This is a genomic window from Mesorhizobium sp. M0590 (assembly GCF_040320905.1).
GTDB lineage: Bacteria > Pseudomonadota > Alphaproteobacteria > Rhizobiales > Rhizobiaceae > Mesorhizobium.
In genome coordinates this window covers 32,200-58,468 of sequence record NZ_JAMYQN010000009.1, presented here as the reverse complement: position 1 = coordinate 58,468, position 26,269 = coordinate 32,200, and the positions used below count along the sequence as shown (strand labels likewise).

The window sequence follows — 26,269 nt, the reverse complement described above, 5'->3', positions numbered from 1 at the left end:
TCATCTCCTCCCAGATTGGACAAACGCCCCGGCCAGCAGGCTGGACCCCGATTTGCGCCTCGGCGTAACCGACTCCATCCAGAGCACGATCCCAAAAGATCATGCCAAAGTAACGCACCGGGAACGCACGTATGTCTGACGCATCGAAGAGCCTGCGCCTCTACAATACGCTAACGCGGAGCAAGGACGATTTCTTCCCGATCGATCCGCGCAACGTGCGCATGTATGTCTGCGGCCCGACGGTCTACGACTTCGCCCATATCGGCAATGCGCGGCCGGTGATCGTCTTCGACGTGCTGTTCCGTTTGCTGCGCCATCTCTACGGGCAAGCGCACGTCACTTACGTGCGCAACATTACGGACGTCGACGACAAGATCAACGCCCGCGCACTGCGCGATTTCGGCGGCGAGATTGCCTCTGGCAAGCTGTCGCTGAACGAAGCGATCAGGCGGGTCACCGAAAAGACCGCCGGTCAGTTCCACAAGGACGTTGCGGCGCTCGGTTGCCTGGAACCGACGGTCGAGCCGCGCGCCACCGAGTTCGTCGAGCCCAGGCCCGACGGCAAGGTCGACATGATCTTCTTGATTCAACGCTTGATCGAACGCGGCCATGCCTATGTCGCGGCTGGAGAAGTCCTGTTCGACACCGCTTCCATGCCGGACTACGGGCAGTTGTCGAAGCGCAATCTCGACGAGCAGCAGGCCGGCGCCCGCGTCGCCGTTGATTCGCACAAGAAGAACCCGCAGGATTTCGTACTGTGGAAATTGTCTTCGCCCGAGGAACCGGGCTGGGACAGCCCGTGGGGCAGGGGTCGGCCCGGCTGGCACATCGAGTGCTCGGCGATGTCGGCCGCCTATCTCGGCGAGGTGTTCGACATCCATGGCGGTGGTATCGACCTGATCTTTCCGCACCACGAGAACGAGATCGCGCAATCGCGTTGCGCCCACGGCACCGAAACGATGGCCAAGATTTGGATGCACAACGGTTTCCTGCAGGTCGAGGGCCAGAAGATGTCCAAGAGCCTGGGCAATTTCTATTCGATCACCGAATTGCTGGAAACGGATACCTTTGGCGGCCGCAAATGGCCGGGCGAGGTGCTCAGGCTGGCGATGCTGATGACGCACTATCGCGAGCCGATCGACTTTTCCGTGCGCAAGCTGGAAGAGGCGGAGAATACGCTGCGCAAATGGAAGCGGGCGGCCGATCTGGCGCCGCCGACGGCAAAGCCGGTGCCGGCGGATGTGATCGAAGCGCTGTCGGATGACCTTGCCACCTATGCCGCATTCCAGTTGCTGACGCAGTTGGCTGGTGATGCTGTTGATTTCAACGCAGGTAGCGGCAAGGCAGCCGCCGAAGACAACGATGCTGCCGCTTCACTGAAGGCATCGCTTCTGTTCCTCGGCTTCGACATCGCAACAGCCAAGGTGGATGAAGACGCCATTGCCAAGGCGATCGCCAAACGCCTCGCGCTGATCGCCGCCAAGAACTGGGCCGAGGCCGACCGCATCCGCGACGAGTTGCTGACGCAAGGCATCCAGTTGAAGGACGGCAAGGACCCCGTCACCGGCGAACGCATCACCACCTGGGAGGTAAAAAGATGATCGATCATCTCGGCATCACCGTTTCGGATTTCGACGCGTCGAAGGCTTTTTACGACAGGGCGATAGCGCCGCTCGGCGCCTCGCTGCTTTACATGGTGCCGCAGGAATATACCGGCGGCGCCAAGGTCGGCGGCTACGGCCGCGACCGGCCGGTGTTTTGGCTGCATGCCGGCAAGGACAAGCCGAAGGATCATCAGCATGTCGCCTTCACCGCTCGCAGCCGCGCCGAGGTCGATGCCTTTCACGCCGCGGCGATTGCCGCCGGCGGCAAGGACAATGGCGGGCCGGGCCTGCGCCCGCACTACCATCCGAACTATTATGGCGCCTTTGTTTTCGATCCCGACGGCAACAATGTCGAGGCGGTTTGCCATGCCCCGGAGTAGTGCGCGATGAGCCTCGACAACAGACCGGTCTATACAGGCGGCTGCCAGTGCGGCGCGGTGCGCTTCCGCGTCGAAGGAGCTCTCGGCGATGCTTCCGTATGCCATTGTCGCATGTGCCAGAAGGCGAGCGGCAATTTCTACCTGCCGCTGGTCTCGGTGCGCGGCGCAAGGCTGGACTGGACGCGCGGTGAGCCCAAACGCTTCCGCTCGTCCAACGCGGCTTTGCGCGGTTTCTGCGCCGAATGCGGCACGCCGCTGACCTTCGAAGCGCCCGACGGGGTGGCCCTCGCCATCGCCACATTCGACCACCCCGAGGAGATCGCCCCGACCATCCAATGGGGTGTAGAAGCCAAGCTCCCGTACGTGGATCACGTCCACGAATTGCCAGGTGAGGAAACGATGGCCGACGTCTCGTCGGCCTCCTATCTCGCCGATCTCGTCTCCTACCAACATCCCGACCACGACACCGAACAATGGCCGCCGGAGGAAAAATCATGACCGAAACCGTTCGTACCGGCGGCTGCCAGTGCGGCGCCGTGCGCTTCCGCATCCACGGGGCGCTCGGCCGCTCGTCCATTTGTCATTGCCGCATGTGCCAGAAACAGTTCGGGTCGTTTTTCGGCGCGCTGGTGACAGTGCCGAGCGACGGGGTCGAATGGGTGCGCGAGGAGCCGAGTTACTTTCAGTCGTCGGTCAACATCGATCGCGGCTTCTGCGCCCGCTGCGGCACACCGCTGACCTACCGCCAGCCCGGCGCGCTGGAGATCGCCATCGGCGCCTTCGACGACCGTTCCGATCTGGCGCCGCAGATCCAGGTTAACTACGCCGCCAGGCTGCCTTGGGTCGAGACGATCTTCGACGCGCCGATCCATGACGACCCGGATTTCTACGCGCGACAGGAATCCATCATCTCCTTCCAGCATCCCGATCACGAGACGGCCAACTGGCCGCAGCAGGGCCTGAAATTATGAGCAGCGAATTCCGTACCCTCTATCCCGAGATCGAGGCTTTCGAGTCCGGCATGCTCGACGTTGGCGATGGCCATCAGGTCTATTGGGAGCGCTCCGGCACCAGAGGGGCCAAGCCGGCTGTCTTCCTGCATGGCGGGCCGGGCGGCACCATTTCGCCAAAGCACCGGCGGCTGTTCGATCCGAAGCTGTACGATGTCATCCTGTTCGACCAGCGCGGCTGCGGAAAATCGACGCCCAATGCCTCGCTTGAAGCCAACACCACCTGGCACCTGGTCGCCGACATCGAGCGCCTGCGAAAAATGTGCGGCTTCGACAAATGGCTGGTGTTCGGCGGTTCGTGGGGTTCGACGCTGGCGCTGGCCTATGCCGAGACCCACCCCGAGCGGGTCAGCGAACTGGTCGTGCGCGGCATCTACACGCTGACCCGCGCCGAACTCGAATGGTACTACCAGTTCGGCGTGTCGGAGATGTTCCCCGACAAGTGGGAGCGGTTTCTGGCGCCGATCCCGGAGGCCGAGCGCGGCGACATGATGGCCGCCTACCGCAAACGGCTGGTCGGCAGCGATCCTGTGGCGCAGGTCGAGGCCGCCCGCGCCTGGAGCCTGTGGGAAGGCGAGACGATCACGCTGCTGCCGGAACCGGAAACCAGCGGTCCCTTCGGCCAGGATGATTATGCCCTGGCTTTCGCCCGCATCGAGAACCACTATTTCGTCCATGCCGGCTGGCTGGAAGAGGGACAGCTGCTGCGCGATGCATGGAAGCTTAAGGATATCCCGGGTACCATCGTTCACGGCCGCTACGACATGCCGTGCCCGGCGCGCTACGCCTGGGCGCTGCACAAGGCGTGGCCGCAAGCGGATTTCCATCTGATCGAAGGCGCCGGCCACGCCTATTCGGAGCCGGGCATCCTCGACAGGCTGATCCGCGCAACGGACATGTTTGCCGGGAAATGACCATGGCTCGCGAGCGCCTTTATCTGTTCGACACCACGCTGCGCGATGGTCAGCAGACGCCGGGTGTCGACTTCTCCGTCGAGGACAAGATCGCCATCGCCAAGCTGCTCGACGAGTTCGGCATCGACTACGTCGAGGGCGGCTACCCCGGCGCCAATCCAACCGACACCGCCTTCTTTGCCGAGCGCCGCACGGCCGATGCCAAGTTCGTTGCCTTTGGCATGACCAAACGGGCAGGAGTGTCGATCTCGAACGATCCTGGGCTTGGCGCGCTGGTCCAGTCGAAGTCGGACGCCATCTGCTTCGTCGCCAAGAGTTGGGACTACCATGTCCGCGTCGCGCTCGGCTGCACCAATGAGGAGAACCTCGAGGCGATCAAGGCCTCGGTCGAGGCGGCGCTCACTGCCGGCAAGGAGGCGATGGTCGACTGCGAGCATTTCTTCGACGGCTTCAAGGCCAATCCAGATTATGCGCTGGCCTGCGCCAGGACGGCCTACGATGCCGGCGCGCGCTGGGTGGTGCTGTGCGACACCAATGGCGGCACGCAGCCCTCCGAGGTGCGCGCCATCGTCGAAAAGGTGATCGCCGCCGGCATACCGGGCGATCATCTCGGCATCCACGCCCATGACGACACCGGCCAGGCGGTGGCGAATTCGCTTGCCGCCGTGGGGGCCGGCGTGCGCCAGATCCAGGGCACGCTGAACGGCATCGGCGAGCGCTGCGGCAACGCCAACCTGATCTCGATCGTGCCGACATTGGCGTTGAAGCCGGCCTTTTCGGGCCGCTTTGCTACAGGCATTTCGGCAGAAGCGTTGACCGGTATATCGCGCCTGTCCCGCGCCTTCGACGAGTTGCTGAACCGCGCGCCCGAAGCGCAAGCGCCCTATGTCGGCGCCTCCGCTTTCGCCACCAAGGCCGGCATCCATGCCTCGGCGCTGGCCAAGGAGCCGGCGACCTACGAGCATGTGCCGCCAGAGACTGTCGGCAACCGCCGCCGCGTCATGGTTTCGGACCAAGGTGGCAAGGCCAATTTCCTCGCCGAGCTGAAGCGGCGCGGCATCGACATGCCCCGGGATGACCATCGCCTCGATGCGCTGATCGCTGTAGTCAAGGAACGTGAGGCGGAGGGCTACGCGTACGAAGGCGCCGACGCCAGCTTCGAGCTTCTGGCGCGCAAGATGCTGCATGGCCTGCCGGAATTCTTCCGCGTCACCTCGTTCCGCTGCATGGTCGAGCGCCGCTTCGACGCCAACGGCCAGCTGAAGACGGTCTCGGAGGCGATCGTGAAAGTGCTGGTCGAGGGCGAGGAGAAGATGTCGGTCGCCGAAGGCCATGGCCCGGTCAACGCGCTCGACATTGCGCTGCGCAAGGATCTCGGCAAATTCCAGAGCGAGATCGCCGATCTCGAACTGGCCGACTTCAAGGTGCGTATCCTCAATGGCGGCACCGAGGCGATCACCCGCGTGCTGATCGAATCGCATGACGGCACCGGTGCGCGCTGGTGGACAGTCGGTGTCTCCGAAAACATCATCGATGCTTCGTTCCAGGCGCTGATGGATTCGATCGTCTACAAGCTGATGAAGAACCGCGACATGGCGGGATTGGCGGCGGCGGAATAGCGTTGAACCATCAGCGAGACTCCATTGATCCATCAGCAATTTGCGATGGTTTTGGGCAAGCCGCTGGCGCATAGCCTTGGGCCATGGCTACCCAAGCACTTCAAATCGAGGCCGATACCAAAGCTCGTCGCGGCTTCCTGCTGGCGCTCGGCGCCTACCTGCTTTGGGGGCTGCTGCCCTTCTACATGAAGGCTGTCGCGCATCTGCCGCTGGCCGAAGTCATTGCCCACCGCATCGTCTGGTCGGTGCCGATCGCGGCCGCTGTCCTGGTCTGGGCCGGCCGCACTGCCGATTTCAAAGCGGCAGTTCGTTCACCGCGCATCATTTCGATGGCGGTGCTGACGGCGGCGCTGATCTCGGTCAACTGGGGCATCTATGTCTGGGCGATCGCGGTCGACCGCACCATCGAGACCGCGCTCGGCTACTACATCAACCCGCTGGTCAGCGTCGTTGTCGGCGCGCTGCTCCTCGGCGAGCGGCTCGACCGCCTGCAGATCGCGGCGGTGGTGCTGGCGGCAATCGCGGTCGCGGTGCTGACCATCGACGCCGGCAAACTGCCCTGGGTGTCGCTGGTGCTAGCCTTTTCCTTTGCCGCCTATGGCTTCTTCCGCAAGACGCTGCCAATCGGCCCGAGCCAGGGCTTCCTGCTTGAAGTGCTGCTGCTGTCGGTGCCGGCACTCGGCTACATCATCTTCCTGATCGCCACAGGACAGGATCATTTCGTCTCCAGCTCGCTGAACGACACCGCCTTGCTGATCGGCTGCGGTCCGGTCACCGCCGTGCCTCTGCTGTTGTTTGCGTTCGGCGCCAGGCTGCTGCGCCTCTCCACCATCGGCATCATGCAATATATCGCGCCGACGATCGTCTTTTTGATCGCGGTGCTGATTTTCGGCGAACCCTTCGGCAGTGTTCAGGCCATAGCCTTCGGGCTGATCTGGGCGGCACTGGCGATGTACTCCTGGTCGATGTTTTCTTCGGCGCGCAAGACCGTTTCCGCATCAGCTCGAGCCGCGTAACGAAGAAAGGCGGCTGGCCGGTCTTAATGCCGGCAGCCGCGTCTTTCACGAGCGCTCAGCGCTTCGGCCCGAAGCCGGGATATGGCTGCAGCGGCACGACGGCGGCAATATCCATCATGCCGGCCTTGACCAGCGGTAAAGTTGCAAGATGGTGGCGCACATCGACATCGCTGCCGGCTTCGAACATCATGCCGCTGCCGGGAATGTCGCCCCGATTCCACACCTGACGCACGGCGCCTTCGGCATAGAGCGTGCGGCGCTGCTCGGCCTCGCCAGGCAGCAGCGGCGCGAAATCGGCGTCGGTGAACTTTTCGGTGTTGCGCGCAAGAAGGGCAAAGAACTGCATCGGAATCTCCTGATGTTGGCCGTTGGAATGGCGGAAATATTCGCTTCTGCTGGCCAGACAGTCCAAGACTGATTAGGCTAAATTTGAGACCTCACGGGACTTGAGCATCGAAGCAACAATGTTCGACCTGCGCCAGCTCCGCTATTTCATCACGGTGGCCGAAACCGGCAACGTCGGGCGTGCCGCCGAATTGCTGCACATCTCGCAGTCGCCGCTCAGCCGTCAGATCATTCAGCTGGAGGAGCAGCTGGGCGTCGCACTGTTCGAGAGGGCGAGGCAGCGTGTTCATCTCAATGCCGAGGGCCGCGCTTTTCTTGCCGAGGCGCGTGCGCTGCTGGCCCATGCAAGACGGCTCGAGGAACTCGGCCGCAATCTCGCCAGCGGTACGGTCGGCCGTCTCGCCATCGGTTATGTGGAAGGTGCGGTCCATGCCGGGCTTGTCGCTCGGATGCTGCGCCAGTTTCGCCGCGACCGGCCCGAATTTCATCTTCAACTGAAGGGTCAGCGTTCCGCCGCCCAGATCGAAGCGCTGCGCGAACGATCGCTCGATCTGGGCCTTGTCAACACGCCTCCTTCTGCCGATGATCCCGACATCGTCGCCATGCTCATCATGCGCGAGCCGCTGGTTCTGGCGATGCCGGAAGGCGATCCATTGGCAGAAATCGCGGAGATACTGCCGCAGCAACTGGACGGCCGTACCTGGATCACGGTGGTGCGCCAGCCTGACGACACCAACCGTAGCCAATTTCTCGCCGCCTGTGCGAAGGCCGGTTTCCTGCCCGACATAGCCTATGAGACGACCGATCCGTTGACGTCGTTGGGCTTGGTCAGCGCCGGGCTTGGGCTGGCGACGGTGCAGGCCAGCCTGCGGAGTGCCGCCCCGCTTCAGATCGTGTTTCGCGATCTGCCGTGGTTCGAACGCACCGTCTCGATCCATCTCGCCTGGCGGCGTCAGGACAAGCGTGCGGTCATCGGAGACTTGAGGAAGGCAGTAGGGAAGGAGTGAATAGTGAATAGACAGGCGCCGGTTTGGAAAGTCTTCTACTTCACCATTCACCATTCACCATTCACCATTCACCATTCACTCTACATCTTATCAATCACCGACTGCACGCCCTCCGTCGGTGCATCGACGGAGAATCCCGCCACCATGATAGCGGCGACGATTGCTTCCGGATCCTCGACCACCAGCGGCTTGACCCGTTGCGCCGTGTGGATGAAGCCCTCCGCTGCCATGTGGTCGAGCAACGCCAGCATCGGATCCCAGAACCCTCCGACGTTGCCGAAGACGATCGGCTTGCGGTGATGGCCGAGCTGCGCCCAAGTCATGATCTCGACGATCTCCTCGACGGTGCCGATGCCGCCGGGCAACGCCACAAAGGCGTCGGATTTCTCGAACATCCTGTGCTTGCGCTCGTGCATGTTGTCGGTGACGACGAGCTCGTCGAGCCGGTTAAGCGCGGTTTCGGTCGCCTCCCTGTTGATCAGAAAACGCGGAATTATGCCGGTTACCTTGCCACCGGCCTTTAATGCCCCTTCAGCGACGGCACCCATGATACCTTTAGTGCCGCCGCCATAAATCAGACGCAGGCCGGACTTGGCGATCGAGCGGCCAAGCAGGTGTCCGGCCTTGATATAGGTTTCATCTCGGCCCGGGGACGAGCCGCAATAGACGCAGACAGATCGAATCGTGTTCATGTTATGATTGGTGATAGGGACTATTGGCATGGTCAAGCCCTGGGGCGGGCTTTTTCTTGTCGGCTTTGGTAAAACAGGCTAGACCGAAATTAGGTGGCTAAGGGGCAGGGAAACATGGCAATTAATCCATTGAAGGCGTTTTTGTTCGCGGCTGGCGGCTCTGTCGCCGCGGCGGGAACCGCCTATGTATCGGGCGCGCTCGACCCGTATCTCAATTCTACCCGGCCTGCGGAGGTCGCGGCGCTGACGCCGCCGGCTTCGAAACCGGCCGCTCCGGCGACCGAGGGCCGGCTGCCGCCTGCGTCTGCCGCGTCCACCGATGCGGCAGCGCCCGCCGCGCCGGCCACAGCAGGTGCAATCGTGCCGACCTTCGACATCGTGCGCGTCGAAAGCAACGGCTCGATCGTCGTCGCCGGCAATGCGGCGCCCAACGCCAAGGTCGAGATTCTCAACGGTTCGGCTGTCCTCGGCTCGACGGTCGCCGGTCCCGACGGCGCCTTTGCCATTATTCTCGACGATCCGCTGAAGCCCGGCGACTACACGATCACACTGCGCTCGACGGCTGGCAATGTCGTGACCGCCTCGGCGCAGACCGCCGTCGTTTCGATCCCCCAGAATTCCACCGGCCAGGTGCTGGCAATGGTCGAGGAGCCGGGCAAGCCGTCCGAACTGCTCACTGTTCCGGGCCCTCAGGCGAAATCTGACGCCTCGCCGCCTGTCGGCGAACAGGCGGCCGTTCAGCCACCCGCCACCGGCACCGAATTGCCGGCTGCCGCAGCGCCGGCGCCAGCCGCCCCGGCGGCTGATGTTCCAGCAGCGCCTGCTCCTGCCGCGCCGGCCGCTGTTGAAGCCGCGCCGGCTCCGGCAGCACCCGCCACACCGGCAGCGCCCGCCACTCCCGCGGCGGAGCCGAAGATCGTCGTCGAAGCTGTCGAAATCGACGGTAACAAGATTTTCGTTGCCGGCCTTGCCGATCCCGGCCGCAAGGTGCGTGCCTATGCCAACGATATCCTGCTCGGTGACGCGAAGACCTCGCCCGACCGCCACTTCCTGGTCGAAGCGACACGCGACATCCCGGTCGGCACCTACACCATCCACGTCGATGCGCTCGACGCCGACGGCGTGACGGTGGTGGCCCGTGCGGCTGTGCCGTTCGAGCGCGAGCCTGGTGAGGCGGTTGCGGCCGTGGCGCCGGCCGAGCAGAAGCCTGCCGGGATAAAACCAGCCGAGCCGAATGCTCCGGCGACCGAAGCCGCACCGGCAACGGCCGCCGAAACGCCCGCAACTGCCCCCGCTCCTGCAACCGAGGCCCCGGCCGAAATGGCTGTCGCAACGCCCCCGGGCGAAACTCCCGAGACCGTGGCGCCAAAGCTCGAACATGCCGATGGCGCAGTCATCATCCGCCGCCATGACACGCTGTGGCGGATTTCGCGGCGGGTCTATGGCCAGGGCATGCGCTACTCGACCATCTATCTCGCCAACCAGGACCAGATCAGCAATCCGAACCGCATCTGGCCGGGGCAGGTGTTCAAGGTGCCGGAGAAATCGAAGGAAGGCGAGCCCGCCGATCTCAAGGCAATGGGCGACCAGATGACGACGGCGCCAGTCAAGACCGAGTAGCCGTTCTGCCCATCAGGATAGCTTGCGGCAGGGCCAGTCATCGTTTATCGCCGATGGACGATGACCGAATCCCCCCTCGTAACGGACCGAAGCCGCGCGGCAGATGAACGCGCGCCGGCCAACTGCACGCCGGCCAACTGCACGCCGGATAGCCGCGCTGTCGCTGTCCGGCTCGCGGCCCTTTCGCATCCAGCGCGGATCGAAATTCTCAAACACCTTTCCGCAAGCCGTTCCTGCTGCTGTCGAGAGGTCGTCGAGCATCTCGACCTGGCGCAGTCCACCGTTTCCCAGCATTTGAAGATCCTGGTTGAGGCCGGGCTGATCCGCTTCGAGCCTGACCGCCAGCGCTCGCGCTATGAGCTCGACCGCGCCGCGCTCGCCGATGTTTCGGCATCGCTGGCCGCGCTGGTCGATTCCTGCTGCTCCGGCCGCTAAAATCATAAAGGTAAACAAGAATGGCCGAGAAAACCGTTTCCGCAGATTCCGGCTCGACCTTCAGAACGTTGCGCAATCTCTGGCCCTATATGTGGCCGGCCGACCGCGCCGACCTGAGGGCGCGCGTGGTGTGGGCAACCGTACTGCTGGTTGTCGCCAAGCTGACCCTGGTGGCCGGACCCTATTTCTTCAAATGGGCGACCGACGCACTGGCCGGCGATAGCAAATCGCCGCCGCCGCTGCCGGCCCTGTTGCTGGCGCCGGTCATGCTGGTCGTCGCCTACAATGCCGTGCGGCTGGTGCAGCTCGGCTTCAACCAGTTACGCGACGCCCTGTTTGCACGGGTCGGCCAGCATGCGGTGCGCCGGCTCGCCTTCCGCACCTTCGTGCACATGCACGAACTGTCGCTGCGCTTCCACCTCGAACGGCGCACCGGCGGACTGTCGCGCGTCATCGAGCGCGGCACCAAGGGCATCGAGACGATCGTCCGCTTCACCATGCTGGCGACGGCGCCGACAATCGTCGAATTCGCGCTCACCGCCGGCATCTTCGCCGTCGCCTATGGCTGGCTATACGTCTTGGTGATCGCGGTCACGGTCTGGCTCTATGTCTGGTTCACCGTTAGGGCGAGCGATTGGCGTATTTCGATCCGCCGTGAGATGAACGAAAGCGACAATGAAGCCAGCACGAAGGCGATCGACTCGCTGCTCAACTACGAAACAGTCAAATATTTCAATAACGAAGCCATGGAGGCCGAGCGGTTCGACCGGTCCACGGCGCGCTATGAGTTGGCGGCGACCAGGACCTGGACCTCGCTTGGCTGGCTGAACTTCGGCCAAGGTGTGATCTTCGGTATCGGCATGACCGTCGTCATGGTGATGTCGGCGCTCGAGGTGAAGGCGGGCACACAGAGCGTCGGCGATTTCGTCTTCGTCAACGCCATGCTCATACAGCTTTCGGTGCCGCTGAATTTCATCGGCATGATCTACCGCGAAATTCGCCAGGGCCTGACCGACATCGAAAACATGTTCGATCTGCTTGACGTCAAGCGTGAGATCGTCGATCGGCCGGGCGCCAAGCCGCTGGTCGTCGATGCCGGCAGGGTCGAGTTCCGCGACGTACATTTTTCCTACGACCCCAACCGCAAGATCCTGAAGGGCATCAGCTTCGAGGTGCCAGCCGGCAAGACGGTGGCCATCGTCGGCCCCTCCGGAGCCGGCAAGTCGACCATTTCGCGGCTTTTGTTTCGCTTCTACGACATCCAGCGCGGCAAGATTCTGATCGACGGCCAGGACATTCGCGACGTGACGCAGGAGAGCTTGCGCGCTGCCATCGGCATGGTGCCGCAGGACACGGTGCTGTTTAACGACACCATCGCCTACAACATCCGCTACGGCCGCGTCGGCGCCAGCGAGGAGGATGTGCGCAAGGCGGCAGAACTGGCCCAGATCGGACCGTTCATCGAGCGGCTGCCCGACGGCTATCGCTCAATGGTCGGCGAGCGCGGATTAAAACTGTCCGGCGGCGAGAAGCAGCGGGTGGCGATTGCCCGCACCATTTTGAAGGCACCGCCGATCCTGATGCTCGACGAGGCGACCTCGGCGCTGGACAGCCACACCGAGCAGGAGATCCAGGCGGCACTCGACCTGGTCAGCCAGGGCCGCACCACCCTCGTCATCGCCCATCGGCTGTCCACAGTGATTTCGGCCGACGAGATCATCGTCCTGCAGGATGGCCAGATCGCCGAGCGCGGCACCCATGTCGCCTTGATAGCCAAGCGCGGCCTTTATGCATCGATGTGGGACCGCCAGCGCGAGGCAAGCGAGGCCGAGGAGCGGCTGCGCATTGCCCGCGAAAGCGACGAGTTCGGCGTCGTCGTCCGCCGCCGCACCTCGGAGGTGAGCTGAAAATTCGTGCTTGACCTCAACTTAAGTTGAGATCGTAGGCCGTTTTGGATCGCAGCAAGATGCGTCGTTCAAAAACGGAGACAATCGATATGAATGGGATAAATCAGGCAGTTAGTGGCGGCAGTGTATTCCGGGTGGACAAGTTTGTCGTTCCGGCCAACGCCCGCGAGGAGATTCTTGCCAAGGTCCGGATGACGCATGATTTGCTGCGCCAGCAGCAAGGGTTCGTCCAGGATTTCCTGCTTGAGCAATTCTCGGGGCCGGGCGAGTTCAACCTCGTGACCATTGTCGAATGGGAAGGGCAGGCCGCCGTCGACAAGGTCGTGCCGATCATCAAGGCCGCGCATGAGCGCAGCGGCTTCAATCCTCAGGAGACCATCGCGCGACTTGGCGTCAAGGCCGATATTGCCAACTATCAGCGGATTCACGGGATGTAAGCTCTCTACGGCCAGCCGGCGCCCGGCGCAGTAGCGTCGACGCTGAGCACTTGGCCGGTACGGGCATCGCTGATCATATGTTCGAAGCCGCGCCATTCGGCGGCGACGATGAACAGCGTTTTTCCCTCGCTGCCGCCGAGCATGCAGGCAAAGCAGCCGCGGTCGACATCGACACTTTCGAGCATCGCGCCGCCCTCGCGCACCCGCACGCAATGCCGGTTGGGAACGTCGGCGTACCACGCCGCACCTTCGGCATCTAGGCAGATGCCGTCGGGAAAACCGTTGCCGAGATCGGCCCAGACCCTCCGGTTGGAAAGGCCACCATCGGCAGCGATGTCGAAGGCGGTCAGCCGGTTGGCGTGGGACTCGGCAACGATAAGCGTCTTGTTGTCAGGCGTCACCGCCATGCCATTGGCGAAGGCGAGGTTCTCAGCCACCTGCTGAACCGAGCCGTCAGGCGCGACCAGCACGATGGCGCCGGGGCCGAAATGCTGGCCGGGACCCGGAGCAGGCCCACCACCATTGACATAGATGTTGCCGCGTCCATCGACGACGATCTCGTTCCACGGGCTCTTTGATAGTTGTCTCAGATCGGCATGGGTGACCAATGTCCCGTCTGCCTCCTGCCTGAGGATCAGCCCTTCGCGGCCGGACACGACAAGCAGGCGCCCGTCCGGCAGCCAGTCAATGGAATAGGGCAGGGTGGCCGGCACGGTGAGCGCGATCTCGCTGTTGCCTAGGGCGTCAACGGCGATGATCTGGCCTGTGCCCCAGTTGCAGAACCACAGCCGGCCATCGTGCCAGCGCGGTGACTCGCCGAAGGCCAAGCCGTTCATCACCACTTGCACTTGCCTAGCTGCTGATTTCTGCATGGGCCGAGAACCTCCGGGTTTGCGCAAATCGTCATGGCCGAAAGGCCGATGAGAGGCGCTGTCTTGCCAAGGACGGGCGAGAGTGCTGCGTTCCGACAATCGCAATGAACATTTCCGGTTGATCACTTCGGCAGTCCGGATGCTGCTAACGGCATCCTGAAACGGCGGCGACCGCCACCCCCCGAGCGCTCTCATTGTCGCGTTGCGACCGCGGGGTGTTTCCGCTATTGAGGCCGGACTTGGAACCAAGGTTGCCCTCATCCCATGAGCCTCGTTGACACGATCAAGAATGCGTTCGTTCCGATCCATCGCGAGGGTTATCCCTTTATCGCTGCATTCGGCGCGGCGACGCTCTTTCTTGGCTATTTCTCCTCGACCCTGTTCTGGATCGGTCTCATCCTGACGGCCTGGTGCGCCTATTTCTTCCGCGATCCCGAGCGTGTCACGCCGATCGACGACCGGTTGGTTGTCAGCCCGGCCGACGGCATCGTTTCGGCGGTTGGCCCGGCAGTGCCGCCGCGCGAGCTTGGCCTCGGCGGCGGCGAAATGACCCGCATCTCGGTATTCATGAACGTCTTTTCCTGCCACGTTAACCGCTCTCCGGTGCGTGGCCGCATTTCCAGGATCGAGCATCGGCCAGGAAAATTCCTCAATGCCGAACTCGACAAGGCAAGCACCGAGAACGAGCGCAACGGGCTGGTCATCGAAAGCCCCAATGGAACGGTGGCCGCGGTGCAGATCGCCGGCCTCGTGGCGCGGCGCATCGTCTGCTGGGCCGAGCCCGGCGGCGCCATCGGCACCGGCGAGCGCTTCGGGCTGATCCGCTTTGGCTCGCGCGTCGATGTATTCCTGCCCTCGACCGCGACGCCGCGTGTCGCCGTCGGCCAGACCGCGGTTGGCGGTGAGACGGTGCTGGCGGAATTCGGCGGCGTTGCCGCAACGCCGCTCGTGCGGATCTCCTGACCGGTGGCCCCGCCGTTCAAGAAATTCGAGGCGCATGGCGGCGGTGGCCCGCGCATTCGCGAAATCCCGATGCGCATGGTGCTGCCCAATCTGGTCACGGTGCTCGCCATCTGCGCCGGCCTGTCCGGTATTCGCTTCGGCTTCGAGGGCCGCTTCGAGCCAGCGGTGGTGATGGTGCTGCTCGCGGCCTTCCTCGATGGTATCGACGGCCGTCTGGCGCGAATGCTGAAGGCGACTTCCAAATTCGGCGCCCAGATGGATTCGCTGGCCGATATCGTCAATTTCGGCGTGGCACCGGCGCTGGTGCTCTATGCCTTTCTGCTCGACAGGGCAGGTTCGCCGGGCTGGATCGCCGCGCTGCTGTTCACCATCGCCTGTGGGATGAGGCTTGCCCGTTTCAACGTGCTCGACGAAGAGCTCGACCGTCCGCAGTGGCAGACCGAATATTTCGTCGGCGTGCCGGCGCCGGCGGGTGCGGTGCTGGTGATGCTGCCGCTCTATCTGTTCTTCCTCAGGCTTGGGCTTGAACCCAGCCGCCTGGCAGCCTTCATTGCCACCGGCTTTACAATATTGGTGGCGTTCCTGCTGGTCAGCAGACTGCCCGTCTATTCCGGCAAGAGCGTCAGGATACCGGGCGACAGAGTGCTGCCGATCATCCTCGCAGTCGTCCTCTACGTCCTGCTTTTGATGACCTATCCCTGGTATACGCTGACGGCCTCGGTTGCCGGCTATCTGGTCTTCTTGCCGTTCAGCGTGCGCGCCTATTCGAGACGCGCCAAGCGCGAAGGCGAGAAGGTGCCGTCCTCGGATATTGGCTGACAGATTTGGTGCCAGTTCGCGTTGGGCCTGGCAGTGCATGATTCCGAAAAGGGTCGTCCGTTTAGACTCAGGACCGGCTCACACAGCGCGCGGCGCTGTGGAATGCACCTCAAAAACACCGGTTTCGGAACTTGCTGGGCGGCTAGACCGTTTGTGTTTGGTAGGTCCGTCTGAGCGGCTGCTCGTGGTACGTCATCTACGTCGCGCAAGCTGCCGCATCGGGCTCAGAACCATCGGAAACGAGGAGAAATGGCTGTCATCCTCATCGGCGTGTTACTGACTGTCGCCGGCCTCGTCTATATGGCGGTAGCAGCCATCATGCGCGGGCGGCTTAGTGAACCGGCCGCTGTCTCCACCGCGCCGGACAGTCCGACGCCTTATCTCGCAACACCAGGTCCGACCCTGGAGCCGCGGCGGCGCGGGCTCCGTTTTCTCGGCCTGTCGCAGAACTGGCCGGGCCTGCTGATGATGGCCGTCGGCGCCATTCTGCTGTTGTCGGTGGTGGTCTTCTAATGCATTCGCGCAAAAGTGTGCAGCGGTTTTGCGATAACGGCATGCATAAAAGCAAGAATCTAAAGCGTGTCGCACAAGGCCGGTCGAACGCGACGCGCTTTAGAGTTCTCGACAGCAAACCTCAGGCGGCTGCGCTCAGTCCCAGCCTCTCGAGTGCCAGCTTTCTAGTCGAGACATAGTCGGTCTTGCCGGAGCCCAGTACAGGGATCTCCTCGACCTTGACGATGTCGTTCGGCACCATCAGTTCGGCCGCGCCGGCTTTTTTGCCGAATTCGCGCAATTCGTGGGGATCGGCATTGTCGGCGGTGGTGACCAGAACGAGGCGCTCGCCGCGCCGCTTGTCCGGCACCGCTACCACGGCGTGATGCTCTTCCGGCCACAGCGACTGCACCAACATCTCGACCGCACCAAGCGATACCATCTCGCCGGCTATCTTCGCGAAGCGCTTGGCGCGGCCGCGAATGGTGATGAAGCCTTCGCGATCGACCGAAACGATATCGCCGGTGTCGTGCCAGCCTTCGAGCGGCTGCAACTCGCCAGGCCGGTCGCCGGTCATGTAGCCCATCATCAGGTTCGGCCCGTCGAGCCACAGCCGGCCGGCGTCGCTGATGCCTTCGACTGGTTCGAGTTTCATGCGCATGGCCGGCAGCAGCCGCCCGACCGTTCCATCGCGGCCGTGGATGGCGGTGTTGACGGCAACCACTGGTGCGGCCTCGGTCAAGCCAAAACCTTCGATGATCTCGGCCTGGAAGCGCTCGCGGTAAACCCGGCGCGTCTCCGGCTTCACCGCCTCGGCACCGGCCACGACGAAGCGCAGGCTGGAAAAATCGCCGTCCTTGGCGGTGCGGGCATAGTTGGCGAGGAACGTGTCGGTGCCGAACATCACCGTCGGCCGGACCTTGCGCGCCACCTCCGGAATAAGTTTGTAGTGGAGCGGTGACGGGTAGAGGAACAGCTTTACTCCGGTGACCAGCGGCAGGATGGTGCCGCCGGTCAGCCCGAACGAGTGGAACACCGGCAGCACGTTGAGCAGGATATCGGCCGGCGAGATGGTGATGCGAGCTTCCGCCTGCATCGCATTGGCAAGAAGGTTCCGGTGCGACAGCACCACGGCCTTGGGCGTGCCTTCCGAGCCGGAGGTGAACAGGATCACCGCCGGCTTGGCTGCATCCTGGCGCTGCAACGGCCAGCGCCACAGCAAGCCGGCTGCGGCCTTGTCCAGCACGGTCACGCTTGCGCGGACATCCTCCAGCCACAGCAGTTTCGCCCCGCCCTTTTCCACCGCCTCGACGATGTCGGCGAGGTTGGCCTTTTCGACAAAGGCGCGTGAGGAGACCACGGTACGGATCATCGCCGTGCGGATGGCGGCGGTGACGCTGGCCGGGCCGGCGGTATAGTTGATCATTGCTGCCACCCGCGCAGTCGACAAAAGTCCGACGAACGACAGCACGACGCCATTGGCGTTGGGCAGGAGCAGCCCAACCGCTTCGCCCGGCGCTGTTATTGCCTCGAACCGTCGGCCCAAAACCCTGGCGCCGATGAACACTTTCCGGTAGCTCAGGGCACCGCCAATGACGTCCTCGATTATTGGGTGCGAAGCGCCAACACGGTCGGCCGCATCGCGCATGGCGAGGAACAGCCCTCGGTCGAGATCACTGCCGAAAAGCCTGGCCTCGGCGAAGCGATCAAACAGCGCATTGGTGTTGGAGGCCTGATCTGGGTTCCGCGCCACCAGCTTGGCGATGGTCATCGGCTCCAGCGCGCTGATCGACAGCTGCGGAAACCAATGGCGCGGCGCCTTGTCCGCCGGCGTCAGCGAGGCCGGCAGGCTGCGTGCGCCGGCAACGAAGACCGGCACGATACGGGCGTCGGCCTGCATGGCGATACGGGTGATGGCGCGAAACAACCGAAACGACTTGACGTCTGGCTCGACCGCATCCGGCAGGTAAACGGCGAGCCGGCCCTTGCCCTTCAGCACCCGCACCAATCTGCGGCTGACGAAGACATGCTCGGCGTTGAAGGCGATGGTGCGGCCGAGCTCGCGCCACGGCTCCAGCCACGGCGATCTGGCCGAAGCCTGGTCGAGGATGTGCAGCGTGTCCTCCGGCAGCAGCGACAGCATCAGCGCCGGCTCGATGCGTGACTGATGCCAGATGACATAGATGACCGGGGTCACCGACCTGCGCGCAATCTTGATGCGCTCGTCGCTGATCCGGTAGGCGAGCTTGAACGGCACGTAGAGCAGCGCCTGGCTCAAACGCAGGCCGAGGCGGAACTTCTCCACCACGCCGATCAGCAGCCAGGCCGCGACAAGACCCGCAAGCAGCGCCAGTGTCAGGATCATCGCCGCATCTCCCAACGATCTCACGTCACGGCTCTTCAGTGGCCGCTTCGGGTGAGAACCTAGCCGAAGTTGGATCAACGTCAATGCGGCTCCATTTTTCCTTCTCTCCTATGTTTGATTCGGCTCGGCTGCCTATCGCAGCTACGCCGCTTTCATCCTTCCGCTGATGAAGCGGAATTCCTGCGTCTTGCCGCCAAAGCCATAGGCGGCCGCAGGCACTTCATGCACGAGGGCGTAGCTTTCCTCATGCACCTTACCCAGCAGCCGACCGAATGCCGCGAAAATTGCCTGCAGATACGCCTCCAGTTCGAGCTTGGTGTTGGTGCCGTCGACAACCTTGATGTCGAGCCAGGCCGTGTTGGTGCCATGCTCGGCCAGCGACTTGCCGCCGGCGAACCAGTGCTCGGGGTCGTGATAGGAAATGGCAACAGCTGTGATCGTCGCGTCCTTGCGCAGATGCGTGGCCGTCAGTTCGGTCACTTCCTTGGCAATGGCGGCGGACAAAGCGGCATCGGGCTTGCCGGTAACGCTGACATTGATGATCGGCATATTTCTTCTCCTCGGTTTCAAGCGGCGCCTCTTCGCCGTCGAGAAAATCATGCCATCATCCTTTGATCAAAAAAAATCGAATTGTTTTTGATAAACACTTTGATAGTATCGAATTGTGCAGATGTTCGATCCCGACCTCCTCAAAACTTTCCTCGCTTTCGTCGATGGCGGTTCCCTGGCGCGGGCCGCGTCGATCGTCGGTCGCTCGCCGTCCGCAGTGACCGCGCAGATGCAGCGGCTGGAGGATGTTGTCGGCGAACCGCTGCTGGTGCCGCAGGGGCGAGGGCGCGGCCTGACGTCGGCAGGCGAGGATCTGATCGTTCACGCGCGTCGCATCCTTGCCGCGCACCGCGAGGCGTGGCTGGCCCTCAAAGGCGCGCACGCCGACGGGCGCGTCGCCATCGGCACCACGCAGGATTTCGCCGACAGCGGCTTGCCGCAGCTTCTCAGGGCTTTTGCTGTCAGCCATCCGCGCGTCAGGATCGAACTGCGCGTCGGCCGTTCCGCCGAACTGGCGCAGGCTTTGCAGGCCGGCACCCTTGATCTGGCCATTGCCATGCGACAGGTGCCGACACGGGACGAAGTCGGTGTGCTCAAGGAACCAATGATCTGGCTTTGCTCACAGAACGGGCTGGCCACCCGCCACGACGAACTGCCCTTGGCGCTGCTCGATCCCCATTGCGGGTTTCGCGAAGCGGCGACCAGTGCACTCGATGCGGCCGGCCGTCGCTACCGCATTGCTGCCGGCAGTGCCAGCCTTGCCGGCCTGCGCACGGCGGTGCACGCCGGCATCGCCTTGACGTTGAGGACGGCGCGCTTCGCGCATTCCGGCATCGTCGAGGCGCCGCGCGATCTTGATCTGCCGCCGGTGCCGGTCGCCGAATTCGCCGTCCGCTTGCGTGAGGATGCCGACCGGCCGGCGCAGGATCTGGCAGCGTTGTTCAGCGGCAACCTGGCCTTGGCCAATTGAGCCAGCAAAGAAAAAGCCGACCTTGCGGTCGGCTTCTAAGTAGGACGGGCCGAGGGGTTTGGGGGGACTTGGGGTGGCCCGTCGCAGCCATAATGCCTGAGCCCTATGATGGTTCCATGACTTTTCAAATTAATTTTCAGGACCGGATTTCTCGTGATCGGACCACCAACTCGCGCTCGGACGCGGCGAGGATTGGTCATGCATCCGCTGCGCGCTGCCTGGCCATCAGCCAGTCGCGGCCGGCGTGAGCGAACACCGCGCAAAGCACGATGGCGCCACCGACCATGCTGGCTGCCGGCGGGATCTCCGCCAGGAACAGGAAGGCAAACAGGATCGCGAATGGCACTTCAGCTGAACCCAGCAATCCGGACTCGGCCGCCGGAATAAGCCGGGTGCCCTCCGTCCACAGGATCGAAGCCAGCGCGAATGAGGCGCCGAAGGTGGCTAGAAGCACAGCGTCCCTGGCCGAGACAGCCAGCGGATCGGCGACGAACCAGCCGAGCACGAACAGAAGGAATGCCGACACCGCACCCGCCCACACCACCGGCGTGTCGCGGAAGGCGCGCACCATGATCATGTAGAGCGCGCTGCCGATCGTCATCAGCAGCGCCAGCCCGTCGCCGAACAAATGGCCGGTGCCGAAGCCGGACCAGACCATGATTGCCACACCGCATAGTGACACAGCAGCGGCCGCAAGCGTCTGCAGCCGGAACGGCTCGCGGACCAACAGGAGGGCCAGCAGCGCGGTGACGAACGGGGCCGTGGCATAGATGATCGCGACATTGGCGACAAACGTGAACTTGAACGCCGAGATAAAGGCGATGCTCGCGAGCGCGCCCTCGATCGCCAGCAGCCAGCCTCGCCAGCCGAGCCGCAAGCTGTCGCGACCGCCGGAGCGCTGGCGGCGCCATAGGACATAGAGACTGATCAGGATCGAGCCGACGAAGCCGCGCCAGCAGGTAATGGTCAGCGGGTCGGCATGGATCGATTTGGTCAGCACGCCGGTGAGGCCGAAAACGGCCGCCGATGCCGAGACCAGGATGATGCCGAGGGTACGCTCGCGGGCGCTTTCCACTGTGCATGGCATGTCCAGCGATCCCATCATCTCACCAGCCTACGCTGCCCTTCTTGACACCATAGCGTCAGCTTGAGGCGTCCTGCATCGAAAACAGCAGGTAGGCAGCCCCGATGAACAGGATTCCGGCAAGAACCCGTTCGCGGGTTTCCACGATGGCGATATCGGCCATATGTCCGGCGGCCTTACGAATGTGTTGCGAGAGACGGTGTGAAGGCGTTGGATGCTCCCCGTATCGTCAGGCTATACAGGCGAAACCCTGCCAAGCGCTACGCCAGTGGAGACTTGCGTTTGGGCAGACGGCATCGCCGTTAAGCAGCGAAGCCAGGCAACTATGGGAGAGAAACGAAATGGACGCGATCGCATTGAAGGCCATGCAGGCGCCGCTGAAGGTGGCCTATCGCGACGACGCCTCGCGCGCGCTGATTACTCTCCGCGCCAAAGGCTCGATCGACGACCAATCGATCGCCTGCAAGGTCGAGACAGGCAGGGCGATCGCCATTGCCGGGCTGCATCCGGCGACCGGCGGCACCGGGCTCGAACTCTGCTCCGGCGACATGCTGCTGGAGGCACTGGTGGCTTGCGCCGGCGTCACGCTGAAGGCGGTAGCGACGGCGCTGGAATTCAAGCTTGGGGCCGCCACGGTGGAAGCCGAAGCCGACCTAGACTTTCGCGGCACGCTTGGCGTGGCAAAGGATGCGCCGGTTGGCTTCCGCGCCATCCGGCTGACATTTGGCCTCGACACCGACGAGCCGCAGGAGCGCATCGATGCGCTGCTCAAGCTGACCGAGCGCTACTGCGTCGTGTTCCAGACCATCAGCCAGAAGCCGGAGCTGACGGTAAGCGCGCGACGCTGACGATCTCCCCCTCGAGGGGGAGATGTCGCCGAAGGCGACAGAGGGGGTTGTCTCGCGTGAACCGCCAACCGTTGCAGCAGGCCGAGCCCGGTCGGACCAACCCCCTCTGGCCTGTCGGCCATCTCCCCCTCAAGGGGGGAGATCACGCTGTCCTACTGCGCCGACGGCTCCTCGGCGTCGCCCTCGTCGGCGAAGGGCGAGGCGCTCGGCACGCACTGCACCGACCAGCCGGCCGGCGTCGGTTGCTTCTGGTATTCGGTTATGGCGAAGGCGCACTGTTCGCGGGTGTCGAATGTGCTGGGCAGCACGACCATGCCGCCTTGCGGGCCGGCGATCACCAGATACCAGACTAACGCTACGCTCGGTGCCGCCATGAGTATTTCCTCGCTCTGCTTGTTTTGGGAGTCGCACGATCCTAGCAACTCCGGCCCAGCGGCGAAAGCTGGGCCAAAGCGCGGCGTTAAGCCACGGCATCACAGCCACGTGACGTCGGGTCGTTTTGGTTCAGTTCACCGCAAAACAATAGAACAGGCCGTCGCCGCCGGTGCCCTTCAGCGCTTCCTGGCTGCAGCCACCGCGTGACGCATGCGAGGAATTCCACGATTTGGCGGCTGCCGAATCATCGAGGCCGGTACGATCGTGATGACCCATCATCGCCACACCTTCTGCTCCGCTCAGCGTCCAGTCGCCGCAGGTCTGGTCGGCTATTTTCGTGCCATCCGGCTTGGAGCCGGTCAACACGTCGTGCCGGTTGGGCGTGTCGCCGCGGCCGTTGACCATTTGGCCCTTTTCGTCGAGTGCCGTCTGTCTGCGACGACGCGGCGCCGATTACTGCAAGCAGCGCGGCGGCAGTCAAGAGAAGCAGCCTCCGCATATGGTCCTCCGTTTCTCGAATTGTGGCACCCGAACAACGTTGGTGCCGGCGCAATTCTTCCGGCAAAATGCGATATGTGGCTACTCCGGCTGCCGGTAGGCGACAAAGCGATTGTGCTTGGCCTGGAAGATCAGCCCGGTCTCCTTGAGCGTAGGGCTGGCCAGCGGCACGATACGCTTGGCGATCTCCGAAGGGTGCGGCAGTGTTTCAGGATCCTCGCCGGGTACGGCCTGCGCCCGCATCGCGGTGCGCGTTGCCCCGGGATCGGCGGCATTGACCCTGAGCGGCAGGTTTTCGGTCTCATGCGCCCATGAACGCGTCATGGCCTCGACCGCCGCCTTCGACGCCGCATAAGGCGCCCAGAAGGCGCGTGCGGAGTGGGCAAGGCTGGAGCTCAGCACGATAGCACGGCCGGCATCGGAAAGCCTGAGCAGCGGGTCGACCGAGCGGATCAGCCGCCATGTTGCGGTGACGTTGATGGTCATCACCTTCTCGAAGGTCTTGGCCTCGACATGGCCGATCGGGGCGATGACGCCGAGCACAGCGGCGTTGGCGACCAGTATGTCGAGCTTGCCCCAGCGCTCGTGGATGGCGCCGCCCAGCCGGTCGATCCCCGCCATGTCGGCAAGATCGAGCGGTACCAGCGTCGCCTGTCCGCCACCTGCCTTGATCTGGTCGTCGAGTTCTTCCAACCCGCCGACGGTGCGAGCAACCGCAATCACATGCGCACCGGCCGCGGCAAGCTCCCTGGCGACGAAATAGCCGATACCGCGCGAGGCGCCGGTGACGACCGCAACGCGGCCGGAGAGATCGAGGGGAGGGGTCATGAGCTATTCTTGGGTTGCTGGTCTAAGAACGACAGCTGAATGAAGGCAATCAATTGTTTGGCGGAATTCTCGTCAAGAGGGGCAAAAACCGTTGCATCACCACCAATGGCTTTGACGACGACATACTTGTCCTGAGTCTCCCTCGCCTCTCTAGCTTGGCAAAAAAGAAATCCATTACCGAGAGGCGTATCGATATCGACCTCAGATCTAATCTGATCTTTGAGCAAGGATTTTGCAAATGAGAGTGAATCCTTGAGGGCTTGCCATAAGCCTCGTCGAGCGCTCATGTCTTACCCCCGTCCGGATCGGAATTCTAAGACCCGCCCGCCGCCAGTAGCGACAGCGTGCGCACATTGTCGGAGCCTTCGAAGTCGGCAAGCCGGGTCGGATACTGGCCGGTGAAGCAGGCGTCGCAGAATTGCGGCTGCTCGTTGTCGCGGCCGGCCTCGCCGACGGCGCGGTAGAGCCCGTCGATCGACAGGAAGCCGAGCGAATCGACGCGGATGAACTCGGCCATCTCCTCCACCGACATGCGCGACGCCAGCAGCTTCGACTTTTCCGGTGTGTCGACGCCGTAAAAGCAGGAGGCGCGCGTCGGCGGCGAAGCGATGCGCATATGCACTTCCTTGGCGCCGGCATCGCGCACCATCTGGACGATCTTCTGGCTGGTGGTGCCGCGCACGATCGAATCGTCGACCAGCACCACGCGCTTGCCTTCGATCATGCGGCGGTTGGCGTTGTGCTTGAGCTTGACACCCATGTGGCGGATCGAATCGCCGGGCTGGATGAAGGTGCGGCCAACATAGTGATTGCGGATGATGCCGAGCTCGAACGGAATGCCCGCGGCCTGCGAAAAGCCGATCGCCGCCGGCGTGCCCGAATCCGGCACCGGCACGACGATGTCGGCCTCGACCGGACTTTCCTGCGCCAGCTCGGCGCCGATGCGCTTGCGCACTTCATAGACGTTGCGGCCTTCGACCGACGAATCCGGCCGCGCGAAATAGACATATTCGAAGATGCAGAAGCGGGTCTTCTGCGGCTCGAACGGGAACAGGCTTTCGATGCCCTTGCTGGTGACGACGACCATTTCGCCGGGCTTCAGGTCGCGCACGAAACGCGCACCGATAATATCGAGCGCGCAGGTCTCGGAGGCGAGAATCCAGGCGCCGTCGAGATCGCCGAGCACCAGCGGGCGGATGCCGAGCGGGTCGCGGCACCCGATCATCTTCTTGGACGTCATCGCCACCAGCGAGAAGGCGCCTTCGACTTGGCGCACCGCATCGATGAAGCGCGAATTCAGGTCGCGCTCCTTGCTGGTGGCAACCAGGTGCAGGAGCGTTTCGGTGTCGGAGGTGGAAGAGAAGATGGCGCCTTGCTTCTGCAGGGCGCGCTGAACGGTCATGGCGTTGGTGAGATTGCCGTTATGGGCGACGGCAAAGCCGCCATCGGCAAGTTCGGCAAAGAAAGGCTGGATATTGCGCAGACCGGCGCCGCCGGTGGTGGCATAGCGTGTGTGGCCGATGGCACGGTTGCCTTGCAGGCTGTCGATGACACGCTGCTTAGTAAAGGTGTCGCCGATCAGGCCGACATGGCGCTCGACATGGAATTGGGTGCCGTCATAGGAAACGATGCCGGCCGCTTCCTGGCCTCGATGCTGCAACGCATGCAGACCGAGCGTTACGATGGCTGCGGCGTCCTGCCGGCCGAAAATGCCGAACACGCCGCATTCGTCGTGGAAATGGTCGTCGGCTTCGGCGGAAAGCACGTCGTCTGCGTCTGCCACTGAGGCTGCCATTGGGGCTCAAGCTCCGCTAAAGTCGCCATATAAGGTCATAGCGCATCGAAAGCAACGCACGTCGTGCGGCGTTCACATGATCGACAGTCTTGAGCCTGGCAAGTCTGTCGAAATCAGTTTGCCGGCGCCGGGTTTGCAGGTGCCGGCGTCGCGGGCGCATTGTCGGCCGGCGGCGCATCGCTGTCGTCGGGTGCCGGAGCAGTGGTGTCGTCGCCGGCGGCAGGGGCTTCCGCTGCAGGCGCGTCGGGGGCCAGAGGCGTCTCGGTGGCCGGCTGATTCGGATTGAGCTTGTTGAGGATGGCGTTTTCCGGATCCTCGGGCAGCAGGCTTTCGAGCTTGGCGCCGATCGATTCGAGCAACGGCTTTGACTTGGCGTTGGCAATCCAGCCTGGAGCCTTGGCGCCGGCCAGCCAATTGAAGAAAAGCAGCGCGACAGCGACGACCAGGATGCCGCGCGCCGCGCCATAGAGGAAGCCAAGTGTACGATCGAGCGCGCCGATCCTGGAATCGATGATCCAGTCGGCGAGCTTCATGGTGATGACCGAAACGACGATCAGCGCGACAATGAAGACGATACCGGCGGCCGCCGCCATGGCGGCCTTTTCATTGTCGACATAGGGCTGAATGTAAGGCAGCACCGGCTTGTAGAAGAAGAAGGCGGCGGCCGCGGCGGCTGCCCAGGAGATGATCGACAGGATCTCGCGCGAAAAGCCGCGAACCATTGCGAGCATCGCCGAGACCAGGGTGAAGCCGACGAGTATTCCGTCAAGCAGCGTAATCGGCATGTTTTTCGCCCCACTCCGATCTCTTTTTCACGACTCGACG

At 63.2% G+C, this 26,269-nt stretch carries 28 protein-coding genes and 1 pseudogene; 17 read left to right on the top strand and 12 right to left on the bottom strand.

The genetic code is table 11. The features are described from left to right. The first annotated feature begins 131 nt into the window (after positions 1 to 131). From cysS to rarD, 7 genes are all read left to right on the top strand, one after another. Positions 132 to 1,601: a cysteine--tRNA ligase gene (gene cysS / locus NKI52_RS16585; RefSeq protein ID WP_352698644.1), complete on the top strand. Its 1,470-nt coding sequence runs from the start codon at positions 132 to 134 to the stop codon at positions 1,599 to 1,601. Then, positions 1,598 to 1,984 (top strand): VOC family protein, encoded by a 387-nt coding sequence (locus NKI52_RS16580; RefSeq protein ID WP_023677743.1) that lies wholly within the window; start codon positions 1,598 to 1,600, stop codon positions 1,982 to 1,984. The genes cysS and NKI52_RS16580 overlap by 4 nt, the downstream gene beginning before the upstream one ends. 6 nt (positions 1,985 to 1,990) lie before the next feature. Then, positions 1,991 to 2,482 carry a GFA family protein gene (locus tag NKI52_RS16575; RefSeq protein WP_023677742.1) on the top strand — a complete coding sequence of 164 codons (492 nt, stop codon included), beginning with the start codon at positions 1,991 to 1,993 and terminating at the stop codon, positions 2,480 to 2,482. Beyond that, on the top strand, positions 2,479 to 2,955 hold the full coding sequence (locus tag NKI52_RS16570; protein WP_352569652.1) for a GFA family protein: 477 nt from the start codon (positions 2,479 to 2,481) through the stop codon (positions 2,953 to 2,955). The genes NKI52_RS16575 and NKI52_RS16570 overlap by 4 nt, the downstream gene beginning before the upstream one ends. Beyond that, the gene (gene pip / locus NKI52_RS16565; protein ID WP_023677740.1) at positions 2,952 to 3,908 is read left to right on the top strand and encodes a prolyl aminopeptidase; all 957 of its coding nucleotides are present in this window, start codon (positions 2,952 to 2,954) and stop codon (positions 3,906 to 3,908) included. The genes NKI52_RS16570 and pip overlap by 4 nt, the downstream gene beginning before the upstream one ends. After that, positions 3,905 to 5,527, top strand: coding sequence for a citramalate synthase (cimA, locus tag NKI52_RS16560; RefSeq protein WP_352569654.1), 1,623 nt, complete (start codon positions 3,905 to 3,907; stop codon positions 5,525 to 5,527). Before pip ends, cimA begins: the two co-directional genes overlap by 4 nt. 83 nt (positions 5,528 to 5,610) lie before the next feature. Further along, a complete protein-coding gene (rarD, locus tag NKI52_RS16555; protein WP_352569656.1) occupies positions 5,611 to 6,543 on the top strand; it encodes an EamA family transporter RarD in 933 nt (310 codons plus the stop codon). A 55-nt stretch (positions 6,544 to 6,598) separates the two neighbouring features. On the opposite strand, the gene NKI52_RS16550 is transcribed toward rarD, so the two are convergent. Beyond that, on the bottom strand, positions 6,599 to 6,889 hold the full coding sequence (locus tag NKI52_RS16550; protein ID WP_352569658.1) for a muconolactone Delta-isomerase family protein: 291 nt from the start codon (positions 6,887 to 6,889) through the stop codon (positions 6,599 to 6,601). Positions 6,890 to 6,989: 100 nt separating this feature from the next. Here NKI52_RS16550 and NKI52_RS16545 point away from each other — a divergent pair, with 100 nt between their 5' ends. Beyond that, the gene (locus NKI52_RS16545; protein ID WP_352569659.1) at positions 6,990 to 7,895 is read left to right on the top strand and encodes a LysR family transcriptional regulator; all 906 of its coding nucleotides are present in this window, start codon (positions 6,990 to 6,992) and stop codon (positions 7,893 to 7,895) included. Positions 7,896 to 7,975: 80 nt separating this feature from the next. On the opposite strand, the gene NKI52_RS16540 is transcribed toward NKI52_RS16545, so the two are convergent. After that, entirely contained in the window at positions 7,976 to 8,587 is a 612-nt protein-coding gene (locus NKI52_RS16540) for an LOG family protein (protein WP_352569662.1), read from the bottom strand. 114 nt (positions 8,588 to 8,701) lie between these two features. Here NKI52_RS16540 and NKI52_RS16535 point away from each other — a divergent pair, with 114 nt between their 5' ends. The 4 genes from NKI52_RS16535 to NKI52_RS16520 all read left to right on the top strand — a co-directional run bounded on the left by NKI52_RS16535 (position 8,702) and on the right by NKI52_RS16520 (position 12,986). Beyond that, the gene (locus NKI52_RS16535) at positions 8,702 to 10,207 is read left to right on the top strand and encodes a LysM peptidoglycan-binding domain-containing protein (RefSeq protein ID WP_352569664.1); all 1,506 of its coding nucleotides are present in this window, start codon (positions 8,702 to 8,704) and stop codon (positions 10,205 to 10,207) included. Between the two features lie 60 nt (positions 10,208 to 10,267). Beyond that, positions 10,268 to 10,642, top strand: coding sequence for an ArsR/SmtB family transcription factor (locus NKI52_RS16530; RefSeq protein ID WP_023677733.1), 375 nt, complete (start codon positions 10,268 to 10,270; stop codon positions 10,640 to 10,642). A gap of 20 nt (positions 10,643 to 10,662) precedes the next feature. Then, positions 10,663 to 12,549: an ABCB family ABC transporter ATP-binding protein/permease gene (locus tag NKI52_RS16525; protein WP_352569666.1), complete on the top strand. Its 1,887-nt coding sequence runs from the start codon at positions 10,663 to 10,665 to the stop codon at positions 12,547 to 12,549. 89 nt (positions 12,550 to 12,638) lie between these two features. After that, on the top strand, positions 12,639 to 12,986 hold the full coding sequence (locus NKI52_RS16520) for an antibiotic biosynthesis monooxygenase (protein ID WP_352569818.1): 348 nt from the start codon (positions 12,639 to 12,641) through the stop codon (positions 12,984 to 12,986). A gap of 5 nt (positions 12,987 to 12,991) precedes the next feature. On the opposite strand, the gene NKI52_RS16515 is transcribed toward NKI52_RS16520, so the two are convergent. After that, positions 12,992 to 13,858, bottom strand: a complete 867-nt coding sequence (locus NKI52_RS16515; protein ID WP_352569668.1) for an SMP-30/gluconolactonase/LRE family protein — start codon at positions 13,856 to 13,858, stop codon at positions 12,992 to 12,994. A gap of 264 nt (positions 13,859 to 14,122) precedes the next feature. Between NKI52_RS16515 and NKI52_RS16510 the strand changes: the two genes are divergently transcribed. The 3 genes from NKI52_RS16510 to NKI52_RS16500 all read left to right on the top strand — a co-directional run bounded on the left by NKI52_RS16510 (position 14,123) and on the right by NKI52_RS16500 (position 16,153). After that, positions 14,123 to 14,821, top strand: a complete 699-nt coding sequence (locus NKI52_RS16510) for a phosphatidylserine decarboxylase (RefSeq protein WP_023677729.1) — start codon at positions 14,123 to 14,125, stop codon at positions 14,819 to 14,821. 3 nt (positions 14,822 to 14,824) lie between these two features. Further along, positions 14,825 to 15,640 carry a CDP-alcohol phosphatidyltransferase family protein gene (locus NKI52_RS16505; RefSeq protein ID WP_023677728.1) on the top strand — a complete coding sequence of 272 codons (816 nt, stop codon included), beginning with the start codon at positions 14,825 to 14,827 and terminating at the stop codon, positions 15,638 to 15,640. Positions 15,641 to 15,889: 249 nt separating this feature from the next. After that, the gene (locus NKI52_RS16500) at positions 15,890 to 16,153 is read left to right on the top strand and encodes a hypothetical protein (RefSeq protein WP_023677727.1); all 264 of its coding nucleotides are present in this window, start codon (positions 15,890 to 15,892) and stop codon (positions 16,151 to 16,153) included. Positions 16,154 to 16,274: 121 nt separating this feature from the next. Here NKI52_RS16500 and NKI52_RS16495 read toward each other — a convergent pair whose 3' ends face one another. Both NKI52_RS16495 and NKI52_RS16490 read right to left on the bottom strand, forming a co-directional pair. Beyond that, a complete protein-coding gene (locus tag NKI52_RS16495) occupies positions 16,275 to 18,497 on the bottom strand; it encodes an AMP-binding protein (RefSeq protein WP_352698787.1) in 2,223 nt (740 codons plus the stop codon). Positions 18,498 to 18,638: 141 nt separating this feature from the next. Continuing rightward, on the bottom strand, positions 18,639 to 19,046 hold the full coding sequence (locus NKI52_RS16490) for a tautomerase family protein (protein WP_023677725.1): 408 nt from the start codon (positions 19,044 to 19,046) through the stop codon (positions 18,639 to 18,641). A gap of 115 nt (positions 19,047 to 19,161) precedes the next feature. On the opposite strand from NKI52_RS16490, the gene NKI52_RS16485 reads away from it, so the two are divergent. Next, a complete protein-coding gene (locus tag NKI52_RS16485) occupies positions 19,162 to 20,016 on the top strand; it encodes a LysR substrate-binding domain-containing protein (RefSeq protein ID WP_352691795.1) in 855 nt (284 codons plus the stop codon). Between the two features lie 196 nt (positions 20,017 to 20,212). On the opposite strand, the gene NKI52_RS16480 is transcribed toward NKI52_RS16485, so the two are convergent. Beyond that, on the bottom strand, positions 20,213 to 21,121 hold the full coding sequence (locus NKI52_RS16480) for a DMT family transporter (protein WP_502897760.1): 909 nt from the start codon (positions 21,119 to 21,121) through the stop codon (positions 20,213 to 20,215). A gap of 320 nt (positions 21,122 to 21,441) precedes the next feature. On the opposite strand from NKI52_RS16480, the gene NKI52_RS16475 reads away from it, so the two are divergent. Continuing rightward, complete coding sequence (locus NKI52_RS16475; protein ID WP_352698641.1) at positions 21,442 to 21,948, top strand: OsmC family protein; 507 nt, start codon at positions 21,442 to 21,444, stop codon at positions 21,946 to 21,948. 152 nt (positions 21,949 to 22,100) lie between these two features. On the opposite strand, the gene NKI52_RS16470 is transcribed toward NKI52_RS16475, so the two are convergent. The 6 genes and pseudogenes from NKI52_RS16470 to NKI52_RS16445 all read right to left on the bottom strand — a co-directional run bounded on the left by NKI52_RS16470 (position 22,101) and on the right by NKI52_RS16445 (position 26,229). Continuing rightward, positions 22,101 to 22,322 carry a hypothetical protein gene (locus NKI52_RS16470; RefSeq protein ID WP_254820234.1) on the bottom strand — a complete coding sequence of 74 codons (222 nt, stop codon included), beginning with the start codon at positions 22,320 to 22,322 and terminating at the stop codon, positions 22,101 to 22,103. A 130-nt stretch (positions 22,323 to 22,452) separates the two neighbouring features. After that, positions 22,453 to 22,758, bottom strand: a pseudogene (locus NKI52_RS16465) (hypothetical protein); the annotation flags it as partial. A 144-nt stretch (positions 22,759 to 22,902) separates the two neighbouring features. Next, on the bottom strand, positions 22,903 to 23,649 hold the full coding sequence (locus NKI52_RS16460; protein WP_023677719.1) for an SDR family NAD(P)-dependent oxidoreductase: 747 nt from the start codon (positions 23,647 to 23,649) through the stop codon (positions 22,903 to 22,905). Continuing rightward, positions 23,646 to 23,936 carry a hypothetical protein gene (locus tag NKI52_RS16455; protein WP_023677718.1) on the bottom strand — a complete coding sequence of 97 codons (291 nt, stop codon included), beginning with the start codon at positions 23,934 to 23,936 and terminating at the stop codon, positions 23,646 to 23,648. Before NKI52_RS16455 ends, NKI52_RS16460 begins: the two co-directional genes overlap by 4 nt. Positions 23,937 to 23,962: 26 nt before the next feature. Further along, positions 23,963 to 25,432: an amidophosphoribosyltransferase gene (purF, locus tag NKI52_RS16450; protein ID WP_023677717.1), complete on the bottom strand. Its 1,470-nt coding sequence runs from the start codon at positions 25,430 to 25,432 to the stop codon at positions 23,963 to 23,965. Between the two features lie 125 nt (positions 25,433 to 25,557). Continuing rightward, the gene (locus NKI52_RS16445) at positions 25,558 to 26,229 is read right to left on the bottom strand and encodes a CvpA family protein (protein ID WP_352698639.1); all 672 of its coding nucleotides are present in this window, start codon (positions 26,227 to 26,229) and stop codon (positions 25,558 to 25,560) included. Positions 26,230 to 26,269: the final 40 nt, after the last annotated feature.